This is a genomic window from Cohnella panacarvi Gsoil 349 (assembly GCF_000515335.1).
Taxonomy (GTDB): domain Bacteria; phylum Bacillota; class Bacilli; order Paenibacillales; family Paenibacillaceae; genus Cohnella; species Cohnella panacarvi.
In genome coordinates, this window is sequence record NZ_KI911563.1 from 4012606 (window position 1) to 4038217 (window position 25612).

A 25612-nucleotide genomic window follows, 5' to 3' on the forward strand; every position below is an offset into this window, starting at 1 on the left:
TGGTCATTGCATAATTGATTGTATCATAGCTTAACCGCGCTTATCCGCACGAACCTTGAAAACTCGGTGAACATTCGGGCATGACAAAAGGGCCGATCCTTCGGCCTGGGAGCAACCGAGAATCAGCCCATGTGCCTTGCATCCGGCTTAGCCGCGATGCCGGTTGTGCGTCGTTTGGTACGGGCTGGCGACCGGAATGAACAAGTCGATAATCCCGATAACGAGCGCGGCCAGTATCGCTCCTAGCACGGTGACGCGCATATTGCCGACGACGAATTGCGCGAGCCAGATGACTAGCGCGCTGGAGAGAAAGCCGACGATCCCGCGTCCGAACGGAGTAACCTTTTTGCCGAAAATGCCTTCGATGATCCAGCCGAGCACGGCGATTACCAAAGCGAGCATGAGCGCGCTCCAAAATCCGCCGACCGCGAATTGCGGGACGAGATACCCGACGATCATCAGAACGATGGCAGACACGATGAACCTAACGATTGTACCTAGCACATGCATCTTATCGACCTCCTTATCCGTAGTCTGTCCGTCCATCGCCTTGCGTATGAGTGGCAAGGTTTCGCTTAGATCGATCATTCGGCTATAATAGTGAATTGTAGAGATACGTAAGGAGATGAACGATACCGTGAACGCCAAGGCGTTGCATACGTTAGAATACGATAAAATCATCCAGAAGCTTGCGGCCGCGGCCGCGACGAGCCTCGGAAGGGAAGAAGCCGAGAAGCTGTACCCGTCGCAGGAGCTTCGCGTCGTGGAACGCAGGCTCGCCGCAACGGACGAGGCGGCAAGGGCGATCGCTCTGAAAGGTTCTCCGCCTTTCGGAGGCATCACGGACGTACGCGCATCGCTGTATCGAGCCAAGCTGCAAGGAATGCTGCAGCCCGCGGAGCTTTTCGAGATCGCCCAGTTCATTATGGGCTCGAGAAGACTGAATAAATTCATCTCGTCGGCGGACGAAGAGCTCACTCTTCCGCTGCTGACGGATTTATGCGAGCCGCTGACGGATTTCAAAGCAATCGAGGACGAAATCCGCCGCTGCGTCGACGAGCAAGGCGAAGTTCTGGATTCCGCGAGTCCCGAGCTTGCTTCGGTGCGGCGCGATATTCGCATCAACGCCGGCCGCGCAAGAGAGAAGCTGGAAAGCCTCATTCGTTCAAGCTCGGTTCAGAAGATGCTGCAGGACGCGCTTATTACGCAGCGGAACGACCGTTACGTCATTCCGGTCAAAGCGGAATACCGTTCCCACTTCGGAGGTATCGTACACGATCAATCCGGAAGCGGCGCGACGATGTTCATCGAGCCGGAAGCCGTCGTGCAGATGAACAACAAGCTGCGCGAGTTGACGCTGAAGGAACAGCAAGAGATCGAGCGCATCCTGCGCAAGCTTACCGAAGCGGTCGGCGAACGGGCGGATTTGCTTACCGGGGACGTGGAACTGATCGGGCAGCTCGACTTTATTGTCGCCAAAGCTTCTTTGGCCCATTCGATGATGGCGACGCTGCCCGCGGTCAACGACGAAGGAAAGCTATTGTTGCGCAGAGCCCGCCATCCGCTAATCGATCAGAAGAACGTCGTGCCGATCGACATCGAGCTCGGCGACGACTATTCCGCGATCATCGTGACGGGACCGAATACGGGAGGCAAAACCGTATCGCTCAAGACGATCGGTCTGCTTAGCTTAATGGCGATGTCCGGCTTGTTCGTGCCCGCGGACGAAGGAAGCGTCCTCTGCGTATTCGACGGCATATACGCGGATATCGGCGACGAGCAGAGCATCGAGCAGAGCTTAAGCACGTTCTCCAGCCATATGACGAATTTGATCTCGATGCTCGGCCAAGTCACTTCCCGAAGTCTCGTGCTGCTGGACGAAGTCGGCGCGGGAACCGATCCGGCGGAAGGCTCGGCTTTGGCGATCGCGATTCTGGAGCATTTGCACCGCATCGGGTGCCGTATGATCGCGACGACGCACTACAGCGAATTGAAAGCATACGCGTATAACCGCGAAGGAATCATTAACGCCAGCATGGAGTTCGACGTGGCCACGCTGCGTCCGACGTACAGGCTGCTCGTGGGCGTGCCGGGCCGAAGCAACGCGTTCGCGATCGCGGAGCGGCTCGGCTTGCCGAAAAGCATCATCGAGCACGCGCGAGGCGAAGTCAGCGAAGACGAGCTGAAGGTCGATACGATGATCGCGTCGCTCGAGCAGGATCGCCGCACGGCGGAGTCCGAGCGCAAGCTGGCGGAACGGCTGCGGCTTGACGTCGAGAAGCTGCAGCAGCAAATCGCCGACGAGCGCGCGAAGTTCCAGGAACAGAAAGCGAAGCTTATGGACGAGGCGCGGGAGCAGGCAAGACTTTCCGTTGCCAAGGCCAAGCGCGAAGCCGAGGACATTATCGCCGAGCTTCGTCAGCTAGCCCAGGACGAGGGCGCGTCGGTCAAGGAGCACAAGCTGATCGAAGCCCGCAAGAAGCTCGAGGACGCGATCCCCGCTCCCGCGGAGAGAGCGTCGCGCGCCGCGGCGGGAGGCAAAGCGGTCAAGATCGAGCCGGGAGACGAAGTGAAGGTGCTCAGCTTAGGCGGGCAACGCGGCCATGTCGTCGAATTGTCCGGCAACCAAGAAGCGGTCGTGCAGCTTGGCATCATGAAGATGAAAGTCGCTTTGGCCGATCTCGATCCGGTGCGCCAGCAAGCTTCCGCCAAGACGAAGCAGCAGGCGCAAGCGACCGTCGTCAAGCGCTCCCGGGACGAGAATATCCGGACGGAGCTTGATCTTCGCGGGACGACGCTGGACGAGGCGATCCTGGAAGTCGATCGGTTCCTCGACGAAGCGTTCCTGTCCAACCTCGGGCAAGTGTACGTCATTCATGGCAAAGGCACGGGCGCGCTCCGAACGGGCATCCAAGAATTTCTGCGCCGGCATAAGCATGTCAAGAGCTACCGCATCGGCAGTTTCGGCGAAGGCGGAGCGGGGGTTACCGTAGCAGAACTCCATTGACGGGAGCGTGATCGTTCATGCAGGGCGTCGTCGATAAAATGATGTCGCAGCCTTATACCGCGGTGTTGGCTTATTTCTCGGTCGGCATCTTGGCTTTGATCGTCTTCCTGTCGGCGTTCGAATGGGTGACGAAATACGACGGCTGGGACGAAATTCGTAAAGGCAACGTAGCAGTGGCGATGGCGACGGGGGGTAAAATTTTCGGCATCTGCAATATTTTTCGGTTTTCGATCGAAGCGAACGATTCGATATACGAGAGCATGGTATGGGCATCGCTCGGTTTCGTGCTTTTGCTCGCCGCTTATTTTCTGTTCGAATTTTTAACGCCGGTGTTCCGGATCGATGAGGAAATCGCCAAGGATAACCGCGCGGTCGGCTTGCTCGCTATGGTCTTATCGGTATCGCTTTCATATATTATTGGCGCGGCCGTTGGTTGATCGGAGGATTAATATGAAGTATTTATGGGGAACTTTGCTGGCGCTTGCGCTGCTGTTCGTGGCGATCGGCGTTATATATTGGGTAAATATAGACTGATGGAGGCTTAATCGATTATGGCTGTTACGCTATGTCCGTGGTGCCAGAGCGAAATCCCGCTCGAAGAAGGGCAGGAGCCCGACAAGTATTGTCCGGTGTGCGAGAACGAGCTTGACGGCTACCGGACGCTGACGCTTGATATCGGCGACGAGGAAGAAGAGGAGCTTCGGCGCGAATCGTTGCGGGACGATGAGGAAGAGGAAGAGGAAGAAGAAGAATCATGGGACGATGCGCTTTCGTTCAGGGAGAGCGGACCGGAGGGGCTGCTGCTGGAGGAGTCCGTCGAAAAGGTGCTGGACGAGCAGGAGCTTGTGCCCGAATGTCCGAACTGTCGGGAATATATGGTGGAAGCGGGAGAGCAGCAGGTTGCGGCGGGGCAATTCAAACCGAGAGTGCCGCAGTCGTTAGGAGAGCCGGTGCTGGAAGCGCCGTTCGCCCTTACGCTCTACGTGTGCCCGGCGTGCTTTACGGTTCAAACTCAGCTTGCCGAGAACGGCCGCGAGCAGATGATTCGGCGTCTGAGCGCGCAAGCTGAAGCATCAGAGAGATAGAGGGCAATCGACATGACTAAAATCGTACGCTCCGTTACGGAGCTTATCGGCAATACGCCCGCGGTCGCGTTGCAGCGGTTGACGGGGCCGGAGCACGCGCAAGTGCTGGTCAAGCTGGAGAAAATGAACCCGAGCGGGAGCGTGAAGGACCGGGCGGCGCTCGGCCTTATGAACGACGCGGAAGCCAGGGGACTCATCGCACCCGGCAGCGTCATCATCGAACCGACGAGCGGCAACACCGGCATCGGCCTCGCGATGAACGCGGCGGCCAGAGGTTATCGGCTGATTCTGGTCATGCCGGACAATATGACGAAGGAACGGATCGCCTTATTGCGGGGCTACGGCGCGGAAGTCGTGCTGACGCCGGCCGCGGAACGCATGCCCGGCGCGATCGCCAAAGCAAAGCAACTGCTGGCGGAGCATCCGGGAAGCTTCATGCCGAATCAGTTCGACAATCCGGCGAATCCGAACATCCATCGCACGACGACGGCGCTCGAAATTATCGAGCAGACCGAAGGACGGTTGGACGCTTTCGTAGCGACGGCCGGGACAGGCGGTACGATTACGGGTACGGGCGAAGTGTTGAAGGAAAAGCTGCCCGGCTTATACGTGGCCGTCGTCGAACCGGCAGGCTCTCCGGTGCTGTCCGGCGGCGAACCGGGTCCGCATAAGCTGGTCGGGACGAGTCCGGGTTTCGTTCCCGCGATTCTGAACACGTCGGTATACGACGAGATCGTGCAGGTGACGGATCAGGACGCGATCGGGACGATGCGCGAGCTGGCAAGACGCGAAGGGCTGCTCGTCGGCCCGTCGTCGGGCGCTTCCGTGTGGGCGGCGCTGCGGATCGCCCGCAAGCTCGGTCCGGGCAAACGCGTGCTCTGCATCGCGCCGGATACCGGCGAGCGCTACTTGAGCATGAATATATTCTAGGTAAACGAATGATTTACCTGATATTCGTCGGCAACGACATAGGCATGTTAGACAATGTGGTGCGGGTGCGGCGAGTTAGGCCCAAGGTTGTCGCAGAGAGCGACAAAGTGGTGCGGATGCGGCGAGGTAAGCCCAAGATTGTCGCGGAGAGCGACAAAGTGGTGCGGGTGCGGCGAGGTAAGCCCAAGATTGTCGCGGAGAGCGACAAAGTGGTGCGGATGCGGCGAGGTAAGCCCAAGATTGTCGCGGAGAGCGACAAAGTGGTGCGGATGCGGCGAGGTAAGCCCAAGATTGTCGCGGAGAGCGACAAAGTGGTGCGGGTGCGACGAGCTAGGCCCAAGATTGTCGCGGAGAGCGACAAAGTGGTGCGGATGCGGCGAGTTAGGCCCAAGATTGTCGCGGAGAGCGACAAAGTGGTGCGGATGCGGCGAGGTAAGCCCAAGATTGTCGCGGAGAGCGACAAAGTGGTGCGGGTGCGGCGAGTTAGGCCCAAGATTGTCGCGGAGAGCGACAAAGTGGCAGTCCAGACAGAGCGACAACAAGATAAACGAATAGAGCATAATAACCTTATGATGCAGTGCAACTTCTTTCTCCAACAATCGCCGCCGAAGGAATTCAGGTTCAAGTCAAACTTTAATTTCCATATCGTGAAGGCGTTCGCGAAGCAGATTGCCGAGCGGACTTTTTTGCTTTCCATCAAGCCTGTTTGTGATGTAATATGGAGAGTAATTCAGGAGGGATCGCGATGAACCAACTTAAACTCAGCATCTTGGATCTACTCAAGGAAGACGCCAGATTGTCCGCAGCCACTATCGCAACGATGCTGGGCGCGGCGGAAGCCGACGTTACTTCCGCGATCGCAGAGATGGAACAAGAGCACGTGATCGTCAAATACGCGACGGTCGTCAATTGGAGCAAAGTCAGCGACGAGACGGTTACCGCGTTGATCGAAGTCGAGTGCACGCCGGAAAGAGGCCGCGGCTTCGAAAGCATCGCGGAGCGCATCTACTTGTACCCGGAAGTGAAATCGGTGTTCCTGATGTCGGGCGCGTACGATCTGTGCGTCGAGATCGAAGGGAAAAACTTGAAGGAAGTCGCCTCGTTCGTCTCCAACAAGCTCTCGACGATTGAATCGGTGATTTCGACCAAAACCTTTTTCATCCTTAAAAAATACAAACAAGACGGCATCGTGTTCGAGGAGTTCGAAGACGATCATCGGATGCCGGTATCCCCGTAAACGGGCAGCCTAAACGAAAAGGAAGTCGTCCCCATGATAAAAAACGAAGAAAAGCCGCAAATGCAGGTTGAACGGTCGGCAGCGAGCGGCATGCAGCATCATCTGGCCGCCAGCGCGCGCGCCATTCCTCCGTCGGGCATCCGGCGATTCTTTGATTTGGTCAGCGCGAGCAAAGACAAGGACATCATCACGCTCGGCGTCGGCGAGCCCGACTTCGTTACGCCTTGGCGGGTTAGGGACGCCGCGGTGTACGCGCTCGAGAAGGGGAAAACGCAATACACTTCCAACGCGGGCATGCCGGAGCTGCGCGAAGCGATCGCCGGTTATTTGCAAAGCGGATTCAACGTGAAATACGATCCGGCGAACGAAATTCTCGTGACGGTCGGCGGCAGCGAAGGCATCGACCTAGCGCTGCGGGCGCTGATCGAGCCGGGCGACGAAATTCTGATTCCCGAGCCTTGTTACGTCTCCTATTCGCCGATCACGACGCTCGGCGGCGGGGTGCACGTCGGGATCGAGACGTTCGCGGAGGATCAGTTCAAGCTGACGGCGGAAAGCCTGCGAGCGGCGATCACGCCTAAATCGAAGGTGCTCATCCTTTGTTATCCGAGCAATCCGACCGGCGCGATCATGACGTACGAGGATTTGCTGCCGATCGCCAAGATCGTGGAGGAGCACGATCTGATCGTCATCTCCGACGAGATTTACGCGGAGCTCACTTTTACCGGCCAGAAGCATGTCAGCTTCGCCTCGCTGCCGGGAATGAAGGACCGGACGATACTCGTCAGCGGTTTTTCCAAGGCGTTCGCGATGACGGGCTGGCGGATGGGCTATGCTTGCGGACATCCGGATCTGATCGGGGCGATGCTCCGTATCCATCAATACACGATCATGTGCGCTCCGATCATGGGCCAGGTCGCCGCTTTGGAATCGCTCACCAAGGGCGGTCTGGAGGAGAAGGACCGCATGATGGAGTCGTACAACCAACGCAGGCGTCTCGTCGTGCAAGGCTTCCGGGATATGGGGCTGGAGTGTCACGAGCCGCAAGGCGCCTTCTATGCTTTCCCGTCGATCAGATCCACGGGGCTTACGTCCGAGCAATTCGCCGAACGGCTCGTACTCGAAGCGAAGGTGGCGGCCGTTCCGGGCAACGTCTTCGGCAAAGGCGGAGAAGGGTTCCTGCGCTGCTGCTACGCGACTTCCGTGGCTCAATTGAACGAAGCGCTGGAACGGATTCATGCATTTTTAAGAAAATTGGAATCCTAACGCATTCGAGCCAACAATGGGTGTTCAAGGGCGAGCTGATCTGCTATACTAAACCATGTTTTGTGTCATCCTGCAGACGAGGGGGAGTAGGAACATGGAAGCGGCGGAGCATGACAGTGCGATGCATAAGCAATGGCTGTCGGAAGAGATCGACGAGCTGCGTCAGCGGATGTCCGATACGTTCATGCGCGAGCTGTCCCTTACTGCGGAACGAGTCATGGAGATCAGTCGCCAGCTTGACGATAAAATCAACGAATATATGAAGCAATCCGCCCGTACATCATAAGGGCCAAGGGACTCGGCGAGCTTTCGCCGGGTCTCTTTTGCAAGCGGGCGATTGTGCTATAGTTAGGCTATCGAGTAACGAACGCGGGGGGTTAACGGGGATGAGAATTTATACGAGAACGGGCGATGAGGGCAAAACGTCGGTCATCGGAGCGCGGGTGGCGAAGGACGACGCACGCGTGGAAGCTTACGGAACGATCGACGAGCTTAATGCGGCCGTCGGACAAGCGGCGGCCATCATCGGAAGGGACAACGACGGACATTGGAACGACATGCTCGCGCAGCTAACGGTTATACAGCACGAGCTGTTCGATTGCGGGTCGGATTTAAGCTATGCGTCGCCGGTACACGAGAAAATGAAAGTGACGGACGAAATGGCTGCCCAATTGGAGCAATGGATCGATCGGTACTCGGATCAAACGCCGCCTCTCGCGCGGTTCATTCTCCCCGGCGGGAGCGAGCAGGCAGCGGCGCTGCACGTCTGCCGGACCGTCTGCCGCCGCGCGGAGCGAAGAGTTGTCGCGCTCGCGGCGGTGCAACCGTGCCCGCAGCCGGTCGTCAAGTACGTGAATCGGCTGTCCGATTATTTCTTTGCCGCCGCTCGCGCGGCGAACGCGCTGCTCGGGACGCAGGACGTCGAGTATGAACGCGGCGCGATCGTATTCAGACGGAGGTCGTAGCTAGTGTCGGGCGAACAGTCTACGGAGTATTACACCCCGCTCGTATTCGTCGCTGAAGCCTCGGACGAGGGCCGAAACCTGCGCGATGTGCTGCGCAAGCGGATCGGCATCTCGAGGCGGCTGATGATACGCCTTAAGACGTCGGAGGAAGGGTTGACCGTCAACGGCGCGAAAGCGATGCCTTACGACAAGGTGTCCGCGGGAGACGTCATCGAACTCCGGATGGAGACGGAGACGTCGGACGATATCATGCCGCAGGAGATGGAGATCGATATCGCCTATGAGGACGAGCATATTCTCGTCGTTAATAAACCGGCCGGGGTGATCGTTCATCCGACGACGGGACGGTATCTGAACACGCTCGCCAACGGGATCGTACACTACTGGCAGACACGAGGCGAACGCGTGCGGTTTCGCCCGGTCAATCGGCTGGACGAGCATACGTCCGGCCTTATCATCGTCGCGAAGCACAAGTACGCGCACATGCAGCTCGCCGCGCAGATGACGGAGGACAAGATCGACAAGCGATATCGGGCTTACGCGTACGGCCGTCCGCCCGAGCCGAAAGGCGAGATCAATAAGCCGATCGGACGTCAGGACGAGGACCCGCATCGGCGCGTCGTGCGCGAGGACGGGGCGCGTTCCTTGACGTTCTACGAAGTGGCCGAAGCCTACGGAGAATTAGCATGCGCGCTCGACATTCGCCTCGGAACGGGACGCACCCACCAGATTCGCGTTCATATGACGTCGATCGGATGTCCTCTTATCGGAGACGGCTATTATACGGTGGAACGATGGAACGATTCGCCGCTGGCGGCGCGGCTGTCGGGGGCGATCGACAGGCAGGCGCTTCATGCGATTAGCCTTGGTTTCGACCATCCGGTAACCGGCGAGCGATTGCATCTTGCGGCGGCGTTGCCGGACGACTTGCAGCGGCTTGAAAGGGAGCTGCGCAACATGGGAGAGGAGCACTTACGCACATGACAACTTCTATGGATAAAACCTTGAAAGTATACCATTTACCGGTTTGCAGCACTTGCAAGCTTGCTAACAAACAGCTGCGGCAAATCGGTTATACGTTGGACGATCAAGATATTCGGGAGCAGCCCCCTACGGTCGATGAGCTGACCGACCTTATCGCGCTCAGCGGATTGCCGATCGGCAAATGGTTCAATACGTCGGGCGAAGCATACCGCGAGATGGGCTTGAAGGACAAGATGAAGCAGCTTTCCGAATCGGAGAAGATCAAGCTGCTCGCTTCGAACGGCATGCTGATCAAGCGCCCGGTCGTTAGCGACGGCAAGCGCGTTACGGTCGGCCATCGCGAGCCTGACTTCAGCGCCGCTTGGGGTGGACGATGACGCGCTTGTCGCTGCGGTCGCAGCGGCTCGATCGGCTCGGATCGGCGATATTCGCCGAAGTGGCGGGCTGGAAGCGCGAAGCGAGGGAGCGGGGGATCGAGGTGATCAGCCTTGATATCGGGAGTCCGGATCAACCTCCCGCCGAGAACATACGCGAGGCTTTGGCTGCCGCAGCGATGAAACCGGACAGCTACAGCTATCCGGGAACGGAGGGGACGTTCGGGTTCCGCCGCAAGGTCGCGGAATGGTTCAAATACCGGTTTAACGTCGAGCTGGACCCGGATCGCGAGATCGTCTCGTTGATGGGAACTCAGGACGGGCTGGGACACCTGGCGCTCGCGATCACGGACCCGGGCGATGCGGCTTTGCTGCCCGACCCCGGCTATCCGGTGTACGGAGCAGGACTGGCGGTTGCCGGCGTCGAGGCGATTCCGCTTCCGCTTGACGCGGCGAACGGCTATTTGCCTGATTTCGAAGCCGTTTCCGAAGCGGTATGGCGGCGCGTGAAGTTCATGATCTTGAACTACCCGAGCAACCCGCTCTCCGTCACCGCCGACTTGGCTTTCTTCGAGAGGGCGGTACACGCCGCGCGGAAGCACGGCGTGCTGCTCGTTCACGATAACGCATACAGCGAGATGGCGTTCGAAGGCGCGAAGCCCCCGAGCGTGCTGGAGGTTCCCGGCGCGTTCGACGTGGCGATCGAGTTCCATTCGTTATCGAAGTCTTTCCATATGGCCGGCACGCGCATCGGCTTTGCCGTAGGCAACCGCGACATCTTGGCATCGCTTCGCGCGCTCAAAAATCAAATCGACTTCGGCGTCTTCCTCGCGACGCAAGAAGCGGGAATCGCGGCATTGGAGCAGGATATGACAGCTCCGCGACCGGTCGCTGCGTTATACGAGCGGCGCAGGGACGCATTCGTCGGCGCGCTTAGATCGTACGGTTGGAACGTGCCGTCGCCCGCCGCGACGATGTTCCTCTGGGCGCCGGTTCCGGCAGGCTGGACGTCTCGCAAGTTTTCGCAAGCTTTGCTCGAGTCGACGGGGGTCGCCACGATTCCGGGCAACGCTTTCGGGGAACGGGGAGAAGGCTACGTGCGGCTCGCGCTCGTCGAGCCGGAGGAACGGCTGCGGGAGGCGGCTCGCAGGGTCGGGGAATTTATGCGGAGCGAAGATGTCAATAACTTCTCGCGGCATGCGGTAGAGAAGTCCGGGCTCGAATGATAGAATTAACGGTAGATTATCGCTATTTATTTTATCGTATTGGGGCGGAATGGATTGCAAACATCGAAGGATAGAGTCATGCTCGTCGACGGTATGGCGTTGTTGTTCCGCGGCTACTACGCCAATGCTTACGGCGGTTATATCCGCAAGACGAAAGCGGGACTTCCGACGAACGCCGTCTACGGCTTCGTGAAATATTTGCTGGACGCTTGCCGCGAGTTCCGGCCGACGCACGTCGTTTGCTGCTGGGACATGGGCAGCAAGACGCTGCGCACCGACAAGTTCGCGGATTACAAAGGCAATCGTCCGGATGCGCCGCAGGACTTGATTCCGCAGTTCGACCTGGTGAAAGACGTCGTCAGCGGGTTCGACATTCCGAATATCGGCATGGTCGGCTATGAAGCGGACGACTGCATCGGCACGTTATCCCGTCAGCTCAGTTCGCATATGGACGTGTATATTCTGACCGGCGACCATGATATGCTGCAGCTCGTGGACGAGCGAGTGAAAGTCGCCATCATGAAAAAAGGTCCGTCCAACTACGCGGTCTACGATCCGGAGACGTTGCTCGCGGAGAAGCGGCTGACCGCCCAACAGTTCATCGATCTTAAGGGGCTGATCGGCGACACGTCCGACAACTACCCGGGAGTGCGCGGCATCGGCGAGAAGACGGCGACGAAGCTGCTGAACGATTACGCCTCGATCGAAGGCATTCTCGAGAACTTGGCCGAGCTGCCGAAGGGCGTCAGAGCGAAAATCGAAGCAGACGTCGAGATGCTCCACCTATGCCGAGAGCTGGCGACGATCATGCTCGATGCGCCGGTCAACTGCACGCCGGAACAGTGCGTATGGCGCCCTGAGCAAGCGAAGATTGCCGCATTGTTCGAGGAGCTCGAATTCAACAGCCTCGTGAAAGAAGTCGGCAAGTTGATCGCGGTATCGTAAGTGCCTCTAAATGCGCCGCTGTGGCGGATACTCGAGGAAATAGAGGTAAATGTGCCTCTAAATGCGCCGATGGACCGAGTTTCGAGGAAATAAGATCTCGCGGTGTCACTAAATGTGCCGATGGACCGAGTTTCGAAGAAATAAGATCGCGCGGTGTCATTAAATGCACCGATGGACCGAGTTTCAAGGAAATAAGATCGCGTGGTGTCATTAAATGCGCCGATGGACCGAGTTTCGAAGAAATAAGATCGCGCGGTGTCACTAAATAGAGATGAGGTCTTTGTGCAAAGATGAGGACAAGAACGTTGAAGCAAATCATCGCCTTAACCTTATGCGCCGGTATGCTGATGACCGGTTCCTATGCGGAAGTGGCCGGACCGGCAAGTCCGACGGCACCCGTACCGCCCGCGCCGCCGACCGTGCCGAATCCCGTCGCTCCTTCCGCGCCGCTGGGCAGCCCGTCCGAAGCGTCGGGATCGGCGTCGCAAGGTCCCGTATCCCCGTTCGCCTGCCCGGCGGAAGTCATCCGAATTCCGCTCAATAAGCGCATGGATTTAGCCGCGCTGATCCGCTCGCCCGCCGACAGCGCCTACTCGGTCTCGAACGCGAAGGTCGCGAGGGTGACCGGAGACGGACTCGTCGTCCCGCTCGCCAAAGGCGAAGCAGCCGTCATCGCCAAAGGATGGAAGCAAGAGCCGGACGGCGCGTTCCAAGCATACACCTGCGCTGCGAGAATACAGATCGCCGACGCCGTATCGGTGAAGCTGACAACGCAACCAAAAGCCGAGCTGCGCAAAATCAAAGTCGGCAAGAAGACGTTCGACGTGCACACCGTCACGATCCCGAAAGGAATGCCCGTCGATATCGGCTTGGCGGGCAACGCGGTCGGCAAAGTCGAAGCGCTGAAGAGTCTCGCCGCCCGGCGCAAAGCGGATTTCGCCGTTAACGGGACGTTCTTCGAAGCTTACGACGAAGAAGGCGACCCGCAGGAACCGCTAGGCAACCTGATCAAAGACGGAGAAGCCGTACACCTGGGCAATTACGGCACGACGATCGGGTTTACCGCCGACGGCCGGGCGAAGATGGATACGCTGCGAATCAAAATTCAAGGCGGCGGCAACGGCAGCTATACCTACCCGAACAACTGGTACGCGACGTTCGCGAACCGTACGCCGAATCCCGAAGGCAATTCCTCGATCCTGTTCACGCCCGCGCGGGGCGCCAAGCTCGGTTTCGCCTACGGGACGGCCGTCGTGGTCAAAGCAGGCGTAGTCGCTCAAATTGCCGAGGACACGGATGTCGCGATTCCGCGGGACGGTTTCGTCGTCGTGCTGAACGGAGCGGAACGCAAGTCGCTTCGCGCGAAGTTCGAGGTCGGTAAAAGAATCCATTATCGGCTGAAGTATACGGATATGAACGGGAAAGAAATCGATTGGGGAGACGTCGTCACCGCCGTCGGAGCGGGACCTCGCGTGCTCAAAGACGGACAAGCATACAACGATGCGGTAACCGAAGGGTTCAAACAGGAGAAAATATTAAGTACGCCGGCAGCCCGAAGCGGAATCGGAATCCGCAAAGACGGCAGCGTCGTGATCGTGACGGTCAATAACGCGACGATTAAAGATTTGGGAGAAATTCTTCGCGCGGCCGGCGCCGCGCAGGGGATGAATCTGGACGGAGGCGCATCGTCCGGTCTATTCGCCGCAGGGCGAATGCTGACTGCGCCGGGGCGGCAGATCAGCAATTCGCTGCTCTTCGGCGTCGGACTGATCCATTAGGCGTCCTTATCGCCCGGATAGACCCGATCCAGATCTTCATGGAGCTGTTTGTTCTCGTAATCGTAGGGATTCGCGGCGCTTTGGTTACCTCTCCAAGGCGTGCTCTTCCCAAGCGAGGGCGAAGGAAGGACGGCTCCGTACGGACCTTCCGGAAACTCTTCGCTGGCCAGCTCCACCCGGACTTTCTCGATAATGACGTCGTCTTCGACCGGCCTTCGGCTCTTCTTCGAACGGAACGGTAGCATGTCGGAAACCTCCCTGGAGTCGGTTGAGTTTCCACACAGGATGCCCCGATCGCCGCCGGCTTAGTCGGTGAAATTAACGGCTCCGAGCACGAGCACGAGAAACTGGGCAAGCTCGCCTGCTTCCTCTTCGGTAATGCGGAAGACGGATTCGAGCACGCCCTCCTCTTCGAGATCGTCTGGCCCTAGAATCGCGCTGCGGCCGAACTGCAAGTCGGTGACGAGCTTTTTGCCGTAGAACCGGTTCGTCGTCAAGATCGCCAGATCGAATCGCTTTAAGCTAGGCGTGATGAACGTCACGAACCGGGTTGTCGTCTGTTCGGTGGAATCGGATAGATAATCGAAATCTTTCATTGCGGAATGAATCCTCCTTGGCGCAAGTCGCTGTCCCCATTATAAAGCAACGCAGGGGTATTGCCTAACGTTAACAATTTTGATAATGTGGAATTGTTCATGTTAGCAGGAGAGAGGAAGCACCTCATCGCCGATTCGGCGGGGGGTGCTTTTTTGCGTTGATGTCACGCGGACAGCCTCCTCCGAACGCTGCGGCTTGAACGACCATATCGCCGTCGTACGGCAAGAGGAGGAGCCATGATGAACGTCGTATTTCTGAATCAATTCGAACGGGTGGCTATTCAGGGCGGTCAGGAGGAGCGGGCGCACGTATTCATCGGAGAGCAGCAGGGCATATGGAATGCGGGGTGGCGGTCCGCTGACGCAAGCGAGACGTCCGAGGAGGACGTCTGGTATGAAGGGATGAGCTGGGAGGAGCTGCTCGCGGCATTCCGGCACGGCGTTGCCGGGAAGATGAAACAAGGCTTCCGGCCGCTCATCGACGGCATGCTGGAGGAGACGCCGTTCTGGGAGCGCCGTCCTGCGTTGCCGCAGTTGCTGCAATGCTACGCGGACATGCAAGAGGCCGGCGAGACGGTGGACAAGCTGAGACAGTGGCGGCGTGCGAAGGCGTCCGCGGAGAAGAAGTCCGCTTACTTGATCGCGACGAACCGGGAGCTGCAGATGCTGGCCGTATTTTTGCCCCGGACGATCGAGGAACTGCTCGAAATTCCCGGCTTCGGCAAAGCGAAGGCGGACAAGTACGGCAACGAGCTGATCGACGAGTTGAAAGACGAGGAGCGGCAGCGCAAGTTCCCGTTGGCGGGCTGGGTACCCGAAGCCGTATCCGCCGAGCAGCTGTCCGTCTGGCTATTCGGCCTGAAGGAAGAGAAGCACGGGAAGGCGCTGGCCGCCGTGCGAGAGAAGCGCGCGCTGCTATACGGAATCCGGGACGGCCGGACGTTGGAGCAGCTTGAATCCGCGTTGAATTGCCCGCGGCGTGCATTGGTCGAAAGAATCGAGAAGCTCGACGAGGAAGGATACGACGTTCTGTCCGTCGTGAACCAAGAGCTGTCCGGGCTCTCGGAGGAGGAGGTCCGCCAGATCGAGTCGGCGCTCGGCGAGCTCGGCGATAAGTACTTAAAGCCGCTCCTTCGCAAAGTATACGGCGACGTTCGCACGAATGAACAAGAAACGGAGCGTCAGTACGTAAAGCTGAGAATGGCGCGGATTCGGTTCCGCCGAACGAGCAGAACGGCGATATAAGGCCGGATACGGGAACGTTCAGGGTTAAACGGCGGCTGTGTTACCTTCTCCGGCATCTGAACGCGTGTTATAGTAGGCAGGAACTGCGAAAAGTACACCGGAGGCACAGTCAGAATGAAAACCGAATCTAAAATGTCCTTATGGACGTTATCTTGGCCGATCATGATCGAGATGTTCCTGCAATTCGCGATCGGTACGGCCGATACGCTGATGGTGAGCCGCATCTCCAACGATGCGGTAGCCGTCGTCGGCTTTGCGAACCAGTTTTTCAACGCGGTTATGGTCGTATTCATGCTCGTAACGAGCGGAGCGGGCATCTTGATCGCGCAACGGCTAGGCGCGGGGCAGCATCGCGACGCGCGTATGCTCGGCACGATGGCCATTATGATTACGAGTATCCTTGGCGTCATCGTCAGCGTGGCGATCTTCTTCTCCGCGGGTTCGCTAGCGGAGGCGCTTAACGTACCTGCCGAGATTTTGCCGCTGGCCGACGACTATATGACGATCGTCGGAGCGGGGATGATTCTGACCGCGCTTAACGTAGCGCTTAGCACTTGCGTTCGCAATACGGGCGATACGAAATCGCCGATGTATATCGCGTTCGGCATGAACATCCTGCACGTCATCCTGAACGCTTGCTTTATTTTCGGCGCGCTCGGCTTTCCGAAGTGGGGACTGACCGGCGTCGCGCTCTCGACTGTAATCGTCAGATTGCTCGGGGTACTCGTGCTCATTCGGTTGTTCCGGCACGCGTTCGGATCGAAAATCGCCTGGAGAGAGTTCCTGCAGTACAAGATCAGACTGCTTAAGGATGTGCTGCGCATCGGTTGGCCGATGAGCTTGAACGGTGCGTCGTGGACGTTATCCCAGCTGGCGATCTTCAGCATTATCGGCATTATGGGCACGAACGAGCTAGCGGCCAGAACATACATGAATACGATGGAATCGTTCGCGTTCACCGTCGGATGGTCGCTGGCCATCGCCGCGCAAATTCAAGTCGCCTACTTCTTCGGAGCGGGCAAGTTCAAGGATGCGTATAACTGCTGTTATCGCGCCTTGTGGATCGGCCTTCTCCTCGTCACGCTGAATACGGGAATCATGCTCGTGTTCCGCGAGTCGATTCTGAACTACTTCACCGAAGACGCTTGGATCATCGACACGGCGATTAAACTGTTGTGGCTCAACTTGATCCTGCAGCCCGGCAAGATGCTGAACATGGCGCTCGGGCAATCGGTAAGCGCGATCGGCGACGCCCGGTATTCGATGATGGTCTCGCTGCCATGCATGTGGATTCTCGCATTCGGGCTGTCCTACGCGCTGGGCTTATCGATGGAGTGGGGGTTGTACGGCGTATATGTCGGCATGATTCTCGACGAATATACGCGGGGCGTCGTCATGTGGTTCCGCTGGCGCAAGCACCGGAAATCCGGCAAGCTTGCCGAGCAAGCTGCTCCGAAGTTGGACGGCATCGGCGCGGCGCAGGCCGGAGTAACGGTATAACAACAAAGGAGCAAGGAACTTTCGCGGAACCGCGAATTCCTTGCTCCTTATTTCGTTCCCGTCATAGCCAATCCTTCTTGCGGAACAGATAGAACATTCCGATGCCGATGAACGTCATAAGAACGATCAGAACGATCGAGCCGTAATGATAATGCATGCCGGGAATGAAATCGAAGTTCATCCCGTAAATGCCCGTAATGAAAGTAAGAGGCATGAAGATCGTCGTTAATGCGGTAAACACGCGCATGATTTCGTTCGCCCGGTTCGCGAGGCTCGACTGGTACGCTTCCCGCAAGTTCGCCATCAGATCGCGGTACGTCTCGAACGTCTCGGATATCTTAACGGCGTTCTCGTGAATGTCGCCGAAATACTTCTGAAGCTGGTCGTCGATCAGCCGAAGCTCTTTGCGGTTCAGCGTGCTGATCACGTCGCGCTGCGGTCCGAGCACTTTCTTCAGCCACAGAATTTCGCTTCGCAGACCGATGATCTCCGTCAGATGGGACTTCTTCGTATGCATGAGGATATCTTCCTCAAGACTTTCGATGCGCGCCTCGATCCGGTCGCCTACTGAGAAGTAGTTGTCGACGACAAGGTCGACGAGATGGTAGAGGAAGCGGTCGGCCGTATTAACCTCTTGTTCCCAGAGGATCGGCTTGACGCTGCGCAACTCGTTGATCTTCGTGCGCGTGACGGTAATCAAATAATGACGGCCTAGGAAAATGTTCAGCGCGCGCAAGAAGATTTCTTCGTCGTCGAATCGGATGCTGTTGATCACGAGGAAATATTGGTTCTCGTAAATTTCAAGCTTGGGCCGCTGTTCTTCCTCCGTCATGCAGTCCTCGACGGCAAGGTCGTGCAAGCCGAATAAAGGCTGCAGGACGATAAGGTCGTCGATGTCGGCATCGATCCAATAAAAGCCGTTGGACGGAGGCAGCAGCGTTTCGTTAATATCCTCGATCGGCGTGAATACGCCGTTGTTCACGAGCCTGATTTTCATAGGATTCGCTCCTTTGCATGATCGCTGAAGTTCGAACGTTCATGCAGGACGACATCCGCGCGTGATCGGGAAGCCTTACCGGACAAGCGATGAAGCCGGTCTGGAAGGGTTTCCCTGCGCATAATCGGAATACCATCCTGCGTTCATATAGCTGATGCTCCCATTAGGACTGGGCGTATCGCCTTCCATTGCGGCTTCCCCCTTTGCTCCGTTCATCTTGCGCTCGTACCGCGCGGTTAACGTGATAAGTATAATCCTCACCCCAGTTCCCTTTCAAGGAGAAAATACGACACCGTTACGCGTTGCCCGGCGGCTTGACGGGTCCGGCGATTTCGGGTACATTAAGGTTAGCTTAACCTACAACTGAATACGAGTTTTGCCATCTTATCAAGAGCAGGCGGAGGGACTAGCCCGATGAAGCCCGGCAACCGGCGTCACCCATGACGCACGGTGCTAATTCTTGCGGAAACAGCAATGTTTCTGACAGATGAGAAGGGCGCCGCGTACGTTACCTGTTACACGACCCTTCTTAAGTAAGGGTCGTTTTTATTATGTCATCAGAAGTTAGAGCGGGGAGGAACGAACATGCCGATCAAAGTACCGGACAACTTGCCGGCGAAGGAAGTACTAGCGGAAGAGAACATCTTCGTCATGGACGAAAGCGTAGCCTACCATCAGGATATTCGACCGTTGCGCATTGCGATATTGAATTTAATGCCGACGAAGGAAACGACGGAGACGCAGTTGCTTCGGCTGATCGGCAATACGCCGCTGCAGGTGGAAGCCGTGCTGCTCCATCCGAAAACCCACGTGTCCAAGAATACGTCATCCGAGCATCTCGAGACGTTCTACAAGACGTTCGACGAAATCTCGGACGAGAAATACGACGGCATGATCATTACCGGCGCGCCGGTCGAGCATTTGTCGTTCGAGGATGTCACGTATTGGGAAGAATTAAAGCAAATCATGGACTGGAGCGTGGACAACGTCACCTCTACGTTCCATATTTGTTGGGGCGCGCAGGCCGGGTTGTACCATCATTACGGCGTGCCTAAGCACGATTTGGACGAGAAAATGTTCGGAGTGTTCGCCCACCGCGTCACGACTCCGAAAGACAAACTGCTTCGCGGCTTCGACGAGCAATTTTTCGTGCCGCAGTCACGACATACCGAGGTGCGCCGCGAGGACATCGAGAAAGTTCCCGGACTCGTCATTCTGTCCGAATCCGACGATGCGGGCGTGTATATCGTAGCTTCGTCCGACGGCAAGCAAATTTTCGTTACCGGCCATTCCGAATATGACTCGACGTCCCTTAAGTGGGAATACGACCGCGACGTCGCCAAGGGGCTTCGCATCCATGTGCCCCGCAACTACTACCCGAAGGACGATCCGAGCAAACAACCGGTGTCGACCTGGCGGGCTCACGCGAACCTGCTTTTCTCGAACTGGCTGAATTACTTCGTCTACCAAGCAACGCCATACGAGCTAGGCAGGGCCAATCCTTACGTAGGGAACTATTCCATCTGAAGGTTTTTTTAATTAGAATGGAGGCTATTGGAACAATGAACATCGAAAGCCGTCTGGCCCAAATCGGGTCGCAGAACGATCCGGACACGGGAGCCGTAAGCTTCCCGATCTATAACGCGACCGCGTTCCGTCACCCGAAGCTCGGACAAAGCACGGGGTTCGATTATTCCCGCACGAAGAATCCGACAAGGTCGGTATTGGAAGACGCCGTCGCCGACCTGGAAAGCGGGGATGCGGGCTTCGCGTGCAGCACCGGCATGGCCGCGCTGCAAACGATATTCGCGATGTTCAGCCAAGGCGATCATTTGCTCGTCTCCCTCGATCTGTACGGGGGTACATACCGCCTGATCGAGAAGATCATGACCCGGTTCGGCGTCACCGCATCTTACGTGGACACGAACGATATCGACGCGCTGGAGACCAAGCGCACGCCGAACACGAAAGCCGTGCTGATCGAGACGCCGACGAACCCGCTCATGATGATTACCGATCTGGCCAAGGTATCCGCATGGGCGCGCAAGCACGGCCTGCTCACGATCGTCGACAATACGCTGCTAACGCCGTACTTGCAGCGCCCGATCGAGCTTGGCGCCGACATCGTCATCCATAGCGCGACGAAGTATTTAGGCGGCCACAACGACGTGCTCGCCGGCCTTATCGTCACGAAAGGGCAGGAGCTGTCCGCGCAGATCGGATTCCTGCACAATTCGATCGGCGCCGTGCTAGGGGCGCAGGATTCCTGGCTGCTGATGAGAGGGATGAAGACGCTCGCGCTGCGCATGGAACGCCATCAATACAACGCCACCCGCGTGGCGGAGTGGCTGCAAGCCCACCCGGCCGTGCAAGAAGTGTTCTATCCGGGTTTGCCTTCGCATCCGGGTCATGAAGTCCAGAACGCCCAATCGTCGGGCAACACCGGCATTTTCTCCTTCAAGATGAAGGATGCCAGAACGATCGAGCCGATCTTGCGCCATATTAAGCTGGTCGCGTTCGCGGAAAGCTTGGGCGGGGTAGAGTCGCTGATGACGTACCCGGCCGTGCAGACGCATGCGGACATTCCGCTCGAAATCCGCGAGAGCGTCGGCGTCGACGATAAGCTGCTGCGCTTCTCGGTCGGCATCGAGCACATCGACGATATCATCGCCGATCTCAAGCAGGCGATCGAAGCGGCTGAACGCGAAATTAACGGATAAGAGGGTGAACGCATGGCGATACAATACGATTTCGACGAACGGATCGACCGAACGGGCAAAGCTTCTTATAAATGGGATCAGTCCGAAAAGCTGTTCGGACGGAAGGATATCTTGCCTCTGTGGGTCGCCGACATGGATTTTCGGCCGCCGCAAGAGGTGGTTGACGCGATCGTCTCGCGCGCCGAAGAGGGCGTCTACGGCTACACGATTCGCACGCAAGGCTATTACGACGCGATCATCGGCTGGCTCGAAAGACGCCATGGCTGGAGCGTCAAGCAGGAGTGGCTCTCTTCCTCTCCGGGCATCGTGCCCGCGCTTAGCTTGATGGTGCTCGCCTTCACGAATCCGGGCGATAGCGTCATCTTGCAGTCGCCCGTGTATTATCCGTTCTACGACGTGATTAAGTCGAACGGTCGGACCGTCGTCGATAACGCGTTAATCTTGCAGGACGACGGGCGTTACGTCATGGATTGCGAGTTGCTGGAGCGGCAGGCGAAGGAAGGCGCCAAGATGCTGCTGCTCTGCACGCCGCACAATCCCGGCGGACGCGTATGGACGCGCGAAGAACTGCAGCGCGTCGCCGACATCGCCCGTAAGTACGATCTGCTCGTCGTGGCGGACGAAATTCATCACGATCTTGTGTTCCCTGGCCATAAGCATGTTCCGTTCGCCTCGCTGTCGGAAGATGCCGCGCAGCGGACGATGACCTGCATCGCACCGAGCAAGACGTTCAATCTTGCGGGTCTGCAGTGCGCGGCCGTCGTTATCGCGAACGAAGGCCGCAGAGCCAAGTACAACGCGCTGCTCAAGACGCTCTCTCTTCATATGGAAAGCTACTTCGGCATTACGGCGATGGAGACCAGCTATAAGCACGGGGACGAATGGCTCGACCAATTGCTCGTCTACTTGGAAGGAAACTTGAACGCGCTGATCGAGTTCGTCTCGCGGCGTCTCCCGCAGATTAAAGTCATGCGGCCGGAAGGCACGTATATGGCTTGGCTCGACTGCAGCGCGATCTCGAACAGTCCGCAGCAACTGAAGAAGCTGATGTTCGAGGAAGCCGGAGTCGCCTTCACGGAGGGCTCGATCTTCGGCAAGCAAGGCGCGGGGAGCTTGCGCGTAAACTTCGCGTGCCCGCGTTCGCTTCTGCTCCAGGCGCTCGAACAGTTCGCCCGGGCCGCGGATCGGCTAGGCGTTCAATCCTAATTGTAACTTCTTACAAAAACCGCGGGATAATGCGAGATCCCGCGGTTTTCTTCCATATTTGCCTATTACGGATGGGGAATTCATGCTACAATAGTGCCACCTGACAGGTAAGGATGAGGATAACGTGAATGTCCAAGCGATACTCGGCCGTATAGCCCTCGCATTCAAGATGACGCTTCCGGATCGCTCATTGAAGTTTTTTTCTCCGGAATTTACGTTTAGACGACCCGTTCTTTCTCTGCTTTCCAAGGAGCTAACGCAGAGCAAAGAATGTTATTTGGCGTTGTTCCGCCTGGATTTCTCCCATTTGCAGGACGAAGTGTCCGATGAAGTATGGTCCCAATTGCAGGACGGTTGCCGCAGGCATCTTCGCATCGCGGCGCTCCGCTTGCTTGGAGACCAACGGGTTATCGCGCTTCATCAATTCTCGCTGACGGATTACGCGTTGATCGCCAGCACGGACGAGAGCTCGGACGATTACCGCAAAGAGCTCGTTCCGGAACGGTTGACGGCGGTGCTGAACGAAATCAAGCAAACGCTTGAAATCGGTCTGGCCGGTTCGCTGCCGGAATGGCGCAATTGCTTGCATATCGCATCCGCGTACGTTCCGATCGCGAAAGCGAGAGGCGACCGCAAGACGCAAGATTCGCTCGCCGAAGCGTATCAAAGCGCATTGGCATTGGCAACCGGCGTCATGACGTCCCAGATGAAGCAGCTTCGCGGTCAGATGGAGCATATTCTGGAGACGGGCAACATCACGGTGCTCGCCCAGCCGATCATGGACTTGACGAGCGGCGACGTGCATGGATGGGAGATACTAACCCGAGGGCCGGAGAACTCGATCCTTCATTTCCCGGACGAGCTGTTCCAATTCGCTTCGCAGGCTAGGCTGCTCACGAGATTGGAGTTTCTGGTCGTGCGGCGTTCGATCGAAGAGATCGCGTCGCGCCGAATACGCGAGCCCGTATTCCTTAACGTGACCGCGGTCACCCTGTCGCATCCGCTTTTCCTGTCGCACGTGCTCAAATTATTGGAGAAGCACCCGCCGCTTAGCCCGGGGCAAATTTACTTCGAAATTACGGAACGCCACGAAGTGACGAACTTCAGGGCGATGGTCGATATTTTGCAGACGTACCGCAAGCACGGATTCCGGTTCGCCGTCGATGACGCAGGCTCGGGCTACTCGAGCATCCAGTTGATCGGGGAGCTGGTGCCGGAGCTGATCAAGATCGATCGGTCGGTCATTCAGCACGTGGACCGCATCGCGATCAAGGAAAGCCTGCTCAAGGCGTTCGTGAACGCCGCCCGGGAAATTAAATGCGAGCTCGTGGCCGAGGGCGTGGAGCGGGAAGAAGAGATGGACGTGCTGTTCCGTCTGGACATCAAGATGGGACAAGGCTTCTACTTCGCGAAGCCCAACGTGCTGCTTCACGAGCATGAGAGAGACATGTTCAAGGAAACGAAAGCGCGCATTCAACACCGCCGCGGTGAAGTCGCCTCTTAAGGTGACCCCGCGGTGTTTTTGTGTTACGATGGGATAAGCTTTTTAACGCAGGTTAATGACATGCAAGAAGGAGGATCCGGCAATGAATCAGATCGACCGGATTTTACATCAGGCGCTGCAAGGCGAACGTCTGCAGCTAGACGATATCGTAGCCTTGTTCGAAAGCGACCAAATCGAGAAGCTCGGGCATACCGCGAACCAGATCATGCTGCGTCGCCACCCGGATCCGATCACGACGTTTGTAGTCGGCCGCAACGTGAATTACACGAACGTATGCGACGTATATTGCCGGTTTTGCGCGTTCTACCGCGCGCCGGGCTCGAATGAAGGCTACGTGCTGCCCGACGAGGTCATCTTCCAGAAAATTCAGGAGACGATCGACGTCGGAGGCACCGAAATTCTCATGCAAGGCGGGACGAATCCGGATCTGCCGTTCAGCTATTACTTGGATTTGCTGCGCGCGATCAAGCAACGCTTCCCGTCCATTACGATGCACTCGTTCTCTCCGGCGGAAATCCGCAAGATGCAAGACGTTGCGGGCAACATCCCTCTCGAAGACGTCGTTCGCCAGTTGCACGAAGCGGGACTGGATTCGCTCCCGGGCGGCGGAGCGGAAATATTGGACGACCGGACCCGCAAGAAAATCAGCCGTCTTAAAGGCTCTTGGCGCGACTGGATGGACGTCATGACGACGGCGCACAAGCTCGGCATGAACACGACCGCGACGATGGTCATCGGCTTCGGCGAGTCGATGGAGGAGCGCGCGCTCCACTTGCTCCGCGTACGCGAGGCGCAAGACGAATGCTTGAATAACGGCTATCCTTCGCCGGGCTTCCTTGCGTTCATTCCATGGACGTTCCAGCCGGAGAATACGAATATGAAGCGCGAGAAAGCGACGCCGGAGGAATACTTAAAGACGCTCGCGATCAGCAGGATCGCGCTCGACAATATCGATAACTTCCAATCCTCTTGGGTTACGATGGGGCCGGAAATCGGCAAGCTGTCGCTCTCGTACGGCTGCAACGATTTCGGCAGCACGATGATCGAAGAGAACGTCGTATCCGCGGCGGGCACGACGCATAAAGTGAATATCGAACTTATTCTTAAGCTCATTCGCGAAGCGGGCAAAGTTCCCGCACAGCGCAATACGAAGTATCACATTCTTAAAGTCTACGACGACGTGAACGAGACGGTCGCCAAAGACTACATCATGCAAAATTAACAGAATGAAGCTCCGAGTCAGGCGCGAGTGCCTGCTCGGAGCTTATTTCGAAGGGGAGTCCGAATTTCTTTGGCAAATCAGACGGGACAATACAAGCTGCTGGCGCTAGATTTGGACGGTACGCTGCTCAATGATCGAAGCGAGATCAGCGAGACGAACGCGGAGTGGGTGAAACGAGCGGCGGATGCGGGCATAACGGTATGCGTGTCGACCGGCCGCGGCTTCGTCAGCGCGTTGCCCTTCGCGGATCAGTTAGGGCTGGAGACCCCGATGATTACCGTTAACGGCGGCGAGATCTGGACGAAGCCGCACTCGATTCACAAGCGGACGCTGCTGGCCGCGGATAAAGTGATGAAGCTGCACGCGATCGCAGAGCGGCATGGCGAGGCTTGGTTCTGGGCGTATACGACGCAAGCGATATACAACAAGGAACGCTGGGTGGACGATACGCCGTCGCACGACTGGCTCAAATTCGGCTACTATACCGAAGATACCGCGCTGCTTGGCTCCATTCTCGAACAGGTTCGCGCCATCGAGGGGCTGGAGCTCAGCAACTCTTCTCCCTACAACATCGAGATCAATCCGGCAGGCGTCTCCAAGGCGTCGGCGCTGAGGGAAGTATGCCGGATGAATGGGTTCGAGATGTCCGAAGTCGTCGCCGTCGGCGACAGCTTGAACGACATCGCTGCGATTCGGGAAGCGGGGCTCGGCGTCGCGATGGGCAACGCTCAAGACGATGTCAAAGCCGCGGCGGACGTCGTTACGGGTCATCATCAGGAAGACGGCGTAGCGCAAGCGATCCGGAACTACGTGCTGCGGGACTAA

At 57.5% G+C, this 25612-nt stretch carries 26 protein-coding genes and 1 riboswitch; of the genes, 22 read left to right on the forward strand and 4 right to left on the reverse strand.

Annotated elements, in window-relative coordinates:
* Positions 1-147: 147 nt before the first annotated feature.
* Positions 148-510, reverse strand: a complete 363-nt coding sequence (locus COHPA_RS0119275) for a phage holin family protein (protein WP_027087784.1) — start codon at positions 508-510, stop codon at positions 148-150.
* A gap of 127 nt (positions 511-637) precedes the next feature.
* Between COHPA_RS0119275 and COHPA_RS0119280 the strand changes: the two genes are divergently transcribed.
* From COHPA_RS0119280 to COHPA_RS24625, 14 genes are all read left to right on the forward strand, one after another.
* Complete coding sequence (locus COHPA_RS0119280; protein WP_035121423.1) at positions 638-3007, forward strand: endonuclease MutS2; 2370 nt, start codon at positions 638-640, stop codon at positions 3005-3007.
* A gap of 17 nt (positions 3008-3024) precedes the next feature.
* Complete coding sequence (locus COHPA_RS0119285; protein ID WP_027087786.1) at positions 3025-3444, forward strand: DUF350 domain-containing protein; 420 nt, start codon at positions 3025-3027, stop codon at positions 3442-3444.
* Between the two features lie 114 nt (positions 3445-3558).
* Complete coding sequence (locus tag COHPA_RS0119295; RefSeq protein WP_027087787.1) at positions 3559-4092, forward strand: hypothetical protein; 534 nt, start codon at positions 3559-3561, stop codon at positions 4090-4092.
* Between the two features lie 12 nt (positions 4093-4104).
* Complete coding sequence (gene cysK / locus COHPA_RS0119300) at positions 4105-5022, forward strand: cysteine synthase A (RefSeq protein WP_027087788.1); 918 nt, start codon at positions 4105-4107, stop codon at positions 5020-5022.
* A gap of 8 nt (positions 5023-5030) precedes the next feature.
* The gene (locus tag COHPA_RS0119305) at positions 5031-5771 is read left to right on the forward strand and encodes a hypothetical protein (protein ID WP_027087789.1); all 741 of its coding nucleotides are present in this window, start codon (positions 5031-5033) and stop codon (positions 5769-5771) included.
* Complete coding sequence (locus COHPA_RS0119310; protein WP_027087790.1) at positions 5768-6259, forward strand: Lrp/AsnC family transcriptional regulator; 492 nt, start codon at positions 5768-5770, stop codon at positions 6257-6259. Before COHPA_RS0119305 ends, COHPA_RS0119310 begins: the two co-directional genes overlap by 4 nt.
* 60 nt (positions 6260-6319) lie before the next feature.
* Positions 6320-7525, forward strand: coding sequence for an aminotransferase class I/II-fold pyridoxal phosphate-dependent enzyme (locus COHPA_RS0119315; RefSeq protein ID WP_035121425.1), 1206 nt, complete (start codon positions 6320-6322; stop codon positions 7523-7525).
* A 94-nt stretch (positions 7526-7619) separates the two neighbouring features.
* Complete coding sequence (locus tag COHPA_RS0119320) at positions 7620-7811, forward strand: aspartyl-phosphate phosphatase Spo0E family protein (RefSeq protein ID WP_027087792.1); 192 nt, start codon at positions 7620-7622, stop codon at positions 7809-7811.
* A 100-nt stretch (positions 7812-7911) separates the two neighbouring features.
* Complete coding sequence (locus COHPA_RS0119325; RefSeq protein WP_027087793.1) at positions 7912-8490, forward strand: cob(I)yrinic acid a,c-diamide adenosyltransferase; 579 nt, start codon at positions 7912-7914, stop codon at positions 8488-8490.
* A 3-nt stretch (positions 8491-8493) separates the two neighbouring features.
* Positions 8494-9474 carry an RluA family pseudouridine synthase gene (locus COHPA_RS0119330; protein ID WP_027087794.1) on the forward strand — a complete coding sequence of 327 codons (981 nt, stop codon included), beginning with the start codon at positions 8494-8496 and terminating at the stop codon, positions 9472-9474.
* A complete protein-coding gene (locus COHPA_RS0119335) occupies positions 9471-9851 on the forward strand; it encodes a Spx/MgsR family RNA polymerase-binding regulatory protein (protein WP_027087795.1) in 381 nt (126 codons plus the stop codon). Before COHPA_RS0119330 ends, COHPA_RS0119335 begins: the two co-directional genes overlap by 4 nt.
* Positions 9848-11074 (forward strand): aminotransferase class I/II-fold pyridoxal phosphate-dependent enzyme, encoded by a 1227-nt coding sequence (locus COHPA_RS0119340; protein ID WP_027087796.1) that lies wholly within the window; start codon positions 9848-9850, stop codon positions 11072-11074. The genes COHPA_RS0119335 and COHPA_RS0119340 overlap by 4 nt, the downstream gene beginning before the upstream one ends.
* A 78-nt stretch (positions 11075-11152) precedes the next feature.
* Positions 11153-12019 (forward strand): 5'-3' exonuclease, encoded by an 867-nt coding sequence (locus COHPA_RS0119345; protein WP_027087797.1) that lies wholly within the window; start codon positions 11153-11155, stop codon positions 12017-12019.
* Between the two features lie 290 nt (positions 12020-12309).
* A complete protein-coding gene (locus tag COHPA_RS24625) occupies positions 12310-13797 on the forward strand; it encodes a phosphodiester glycosidase family protein (RefSeq protein WP_084760809.1) in 1488 nt (495 codons plus the stop codon).
* On the opposite strand, the gene COHPA_RS0119355 is transcribed toward COHPA_RS24625, so the two are convergent.
* Complete coding sequence (locus COHPA_RS0119355) at positions 13794-14042, reverse strand: hypothetical protein (protein WP_027087799.1); 249 nt, start codon at positions 14040-14042, stop codon at positions 13794-13796. The two genes, COHPA_RS24625 and COHPA_RS0119355, sit on opposite strands and share 4 nt — an antisense overlap.
* Positions 14043-14102: 60 nt before the next feature.
* Positions 14103-14393: a DUF3055 domain-containing protein gene (locus COHPA_RS0119360; protein WP_027087800.1), complete on the reverse strand. Its 291-nt coding sequence runs from the start codon at positions 14391-14393 to the stop codon at positions 14103-14105.
* Positions 14394-14633: 240 nt separating this feature from the next.
* Here COHPA_RS0119360 and COHPA_RS0119365 point away from each other — a divergent pair, with 240 nt between their 5' ends.
* The gene (locus tag COHPA_RS0119365) at positions 14634-15638 is read left to right on the forward strand and encodes an HRDC domain-containing protein (RefSeq protein ID WP_027087801.1); all 1005 of its coding nucleotides are present in this window, start codon (positions 14634-14636) and stop codon (positions 15636-15638) included.
* A 114-nt stretch (positions 15639-15752) separates the two neighbouring features.
* Complete coding sequence (locus COHPA_RS0119370; protein ID WP_027087802.1) at positions 15753-17138, forward strand: MATE family efflux transporter; 1386 nt, start codon at positions 15753-15755, stop codon at positions 17136-17138.
* Positions 17139-17199: 61 nt separating this feature from the next.
* On the opposite strand, the gene corA is transcribed toward COHPA_RS0119370, so the two are convergent.
* Complete coding sequence (corA, locus tag COHPA_RS0119375; protein ID WP_027087803.1) at positions 17200-18135, reverse strand: magnesium/cobalt transporter CorA; 936 nt, start codon at positions 18133-18135, stop codon at positions 17200-17202.
* Positions 18136-18516: 381 nt separating this feature from the next.
* Positions 18517-18629: riboswitch (SAM riboswitch) on the forward strand.
* A gap of 91 nt (positions 18630-18720) precedes the next feature.
* Between corA and metA the strand changes: the two genes are divergently transcribed.
* From metA to COHPA_RS0119405, 6 genes are all read left to right on the forward strand, one after another.
* Positions 18721-19662, forward strand: a complete 942-nt coding sequence (gene metA / locus COHPA_RS0119380) for a homoserine O-acetyltransferase MetA (protein WP_027087804.1) — start codon at positions 18721-18723, stop codon at positions 19660-19662.
* Positions 19663-19697: 35 nt separating this feature from the next.
* Positions 19698-20855: an aminotransferase class I/II-fold pyridoxal phosphate-dependent enzyme gene (locus COHPA_RS0119385; RefSeq protein ID WP_027087805.1), complete on the forward strand. Its 1158-nt coding sequence runs from the start codon at positions 19698-19700 to the stop codon at positions 20853-20855.
* A gap of 18 nt (positions 20856-20873) precedes the next feature.
* Positions 20874-22061: a MalY/PatB family protein gene (locus COHPA_RS0119390; RefSeq protein ID WP_035121433.1), complete on the forward strand. Its 1188-nt coding sequence runs from the start codon at positions 20874-20876 to the stop codon at positions 22059-22061.
* Between the two features lie 124 nt (positions 22062-22185).
* The gene (locus COHPA_RS0119395; protein WP_027087807.1) at positions 22186-23565 is read left to right on the forward strand and encodes an EAL domain-containing protein; all 1380 of its coding nucleotides are present in this window, start codon (positions 22186-22188) and stop codon (positions 23563-23565) included.
* Positions 23566-23647: 82 nt separating this feature from the next.
* Positions 23648-24787 (forward strand): cyclic dehypoxanthinyl futalosine synthase, encoded by a 1140-nt coding sequence (mqnC, locus tag COHPA_RS0119400; RefSeq protein WP_027087808.1) that lies wholly within the window; start codon positions 23648-23650, stop codon positions 24785-24787.
* A gap of 69 nt (positions 24788-24856) precedes the next feature.
* Positions 24857-25612, forward strand: coding sequence for a Cof-type HAD-IIB family hydrolase (locus COHPA_RS0119405; RefSeq protein ID WP_027087809.1), 756 nt, complete (start codon positions 24857-24859; stop codon positions 25610-25612).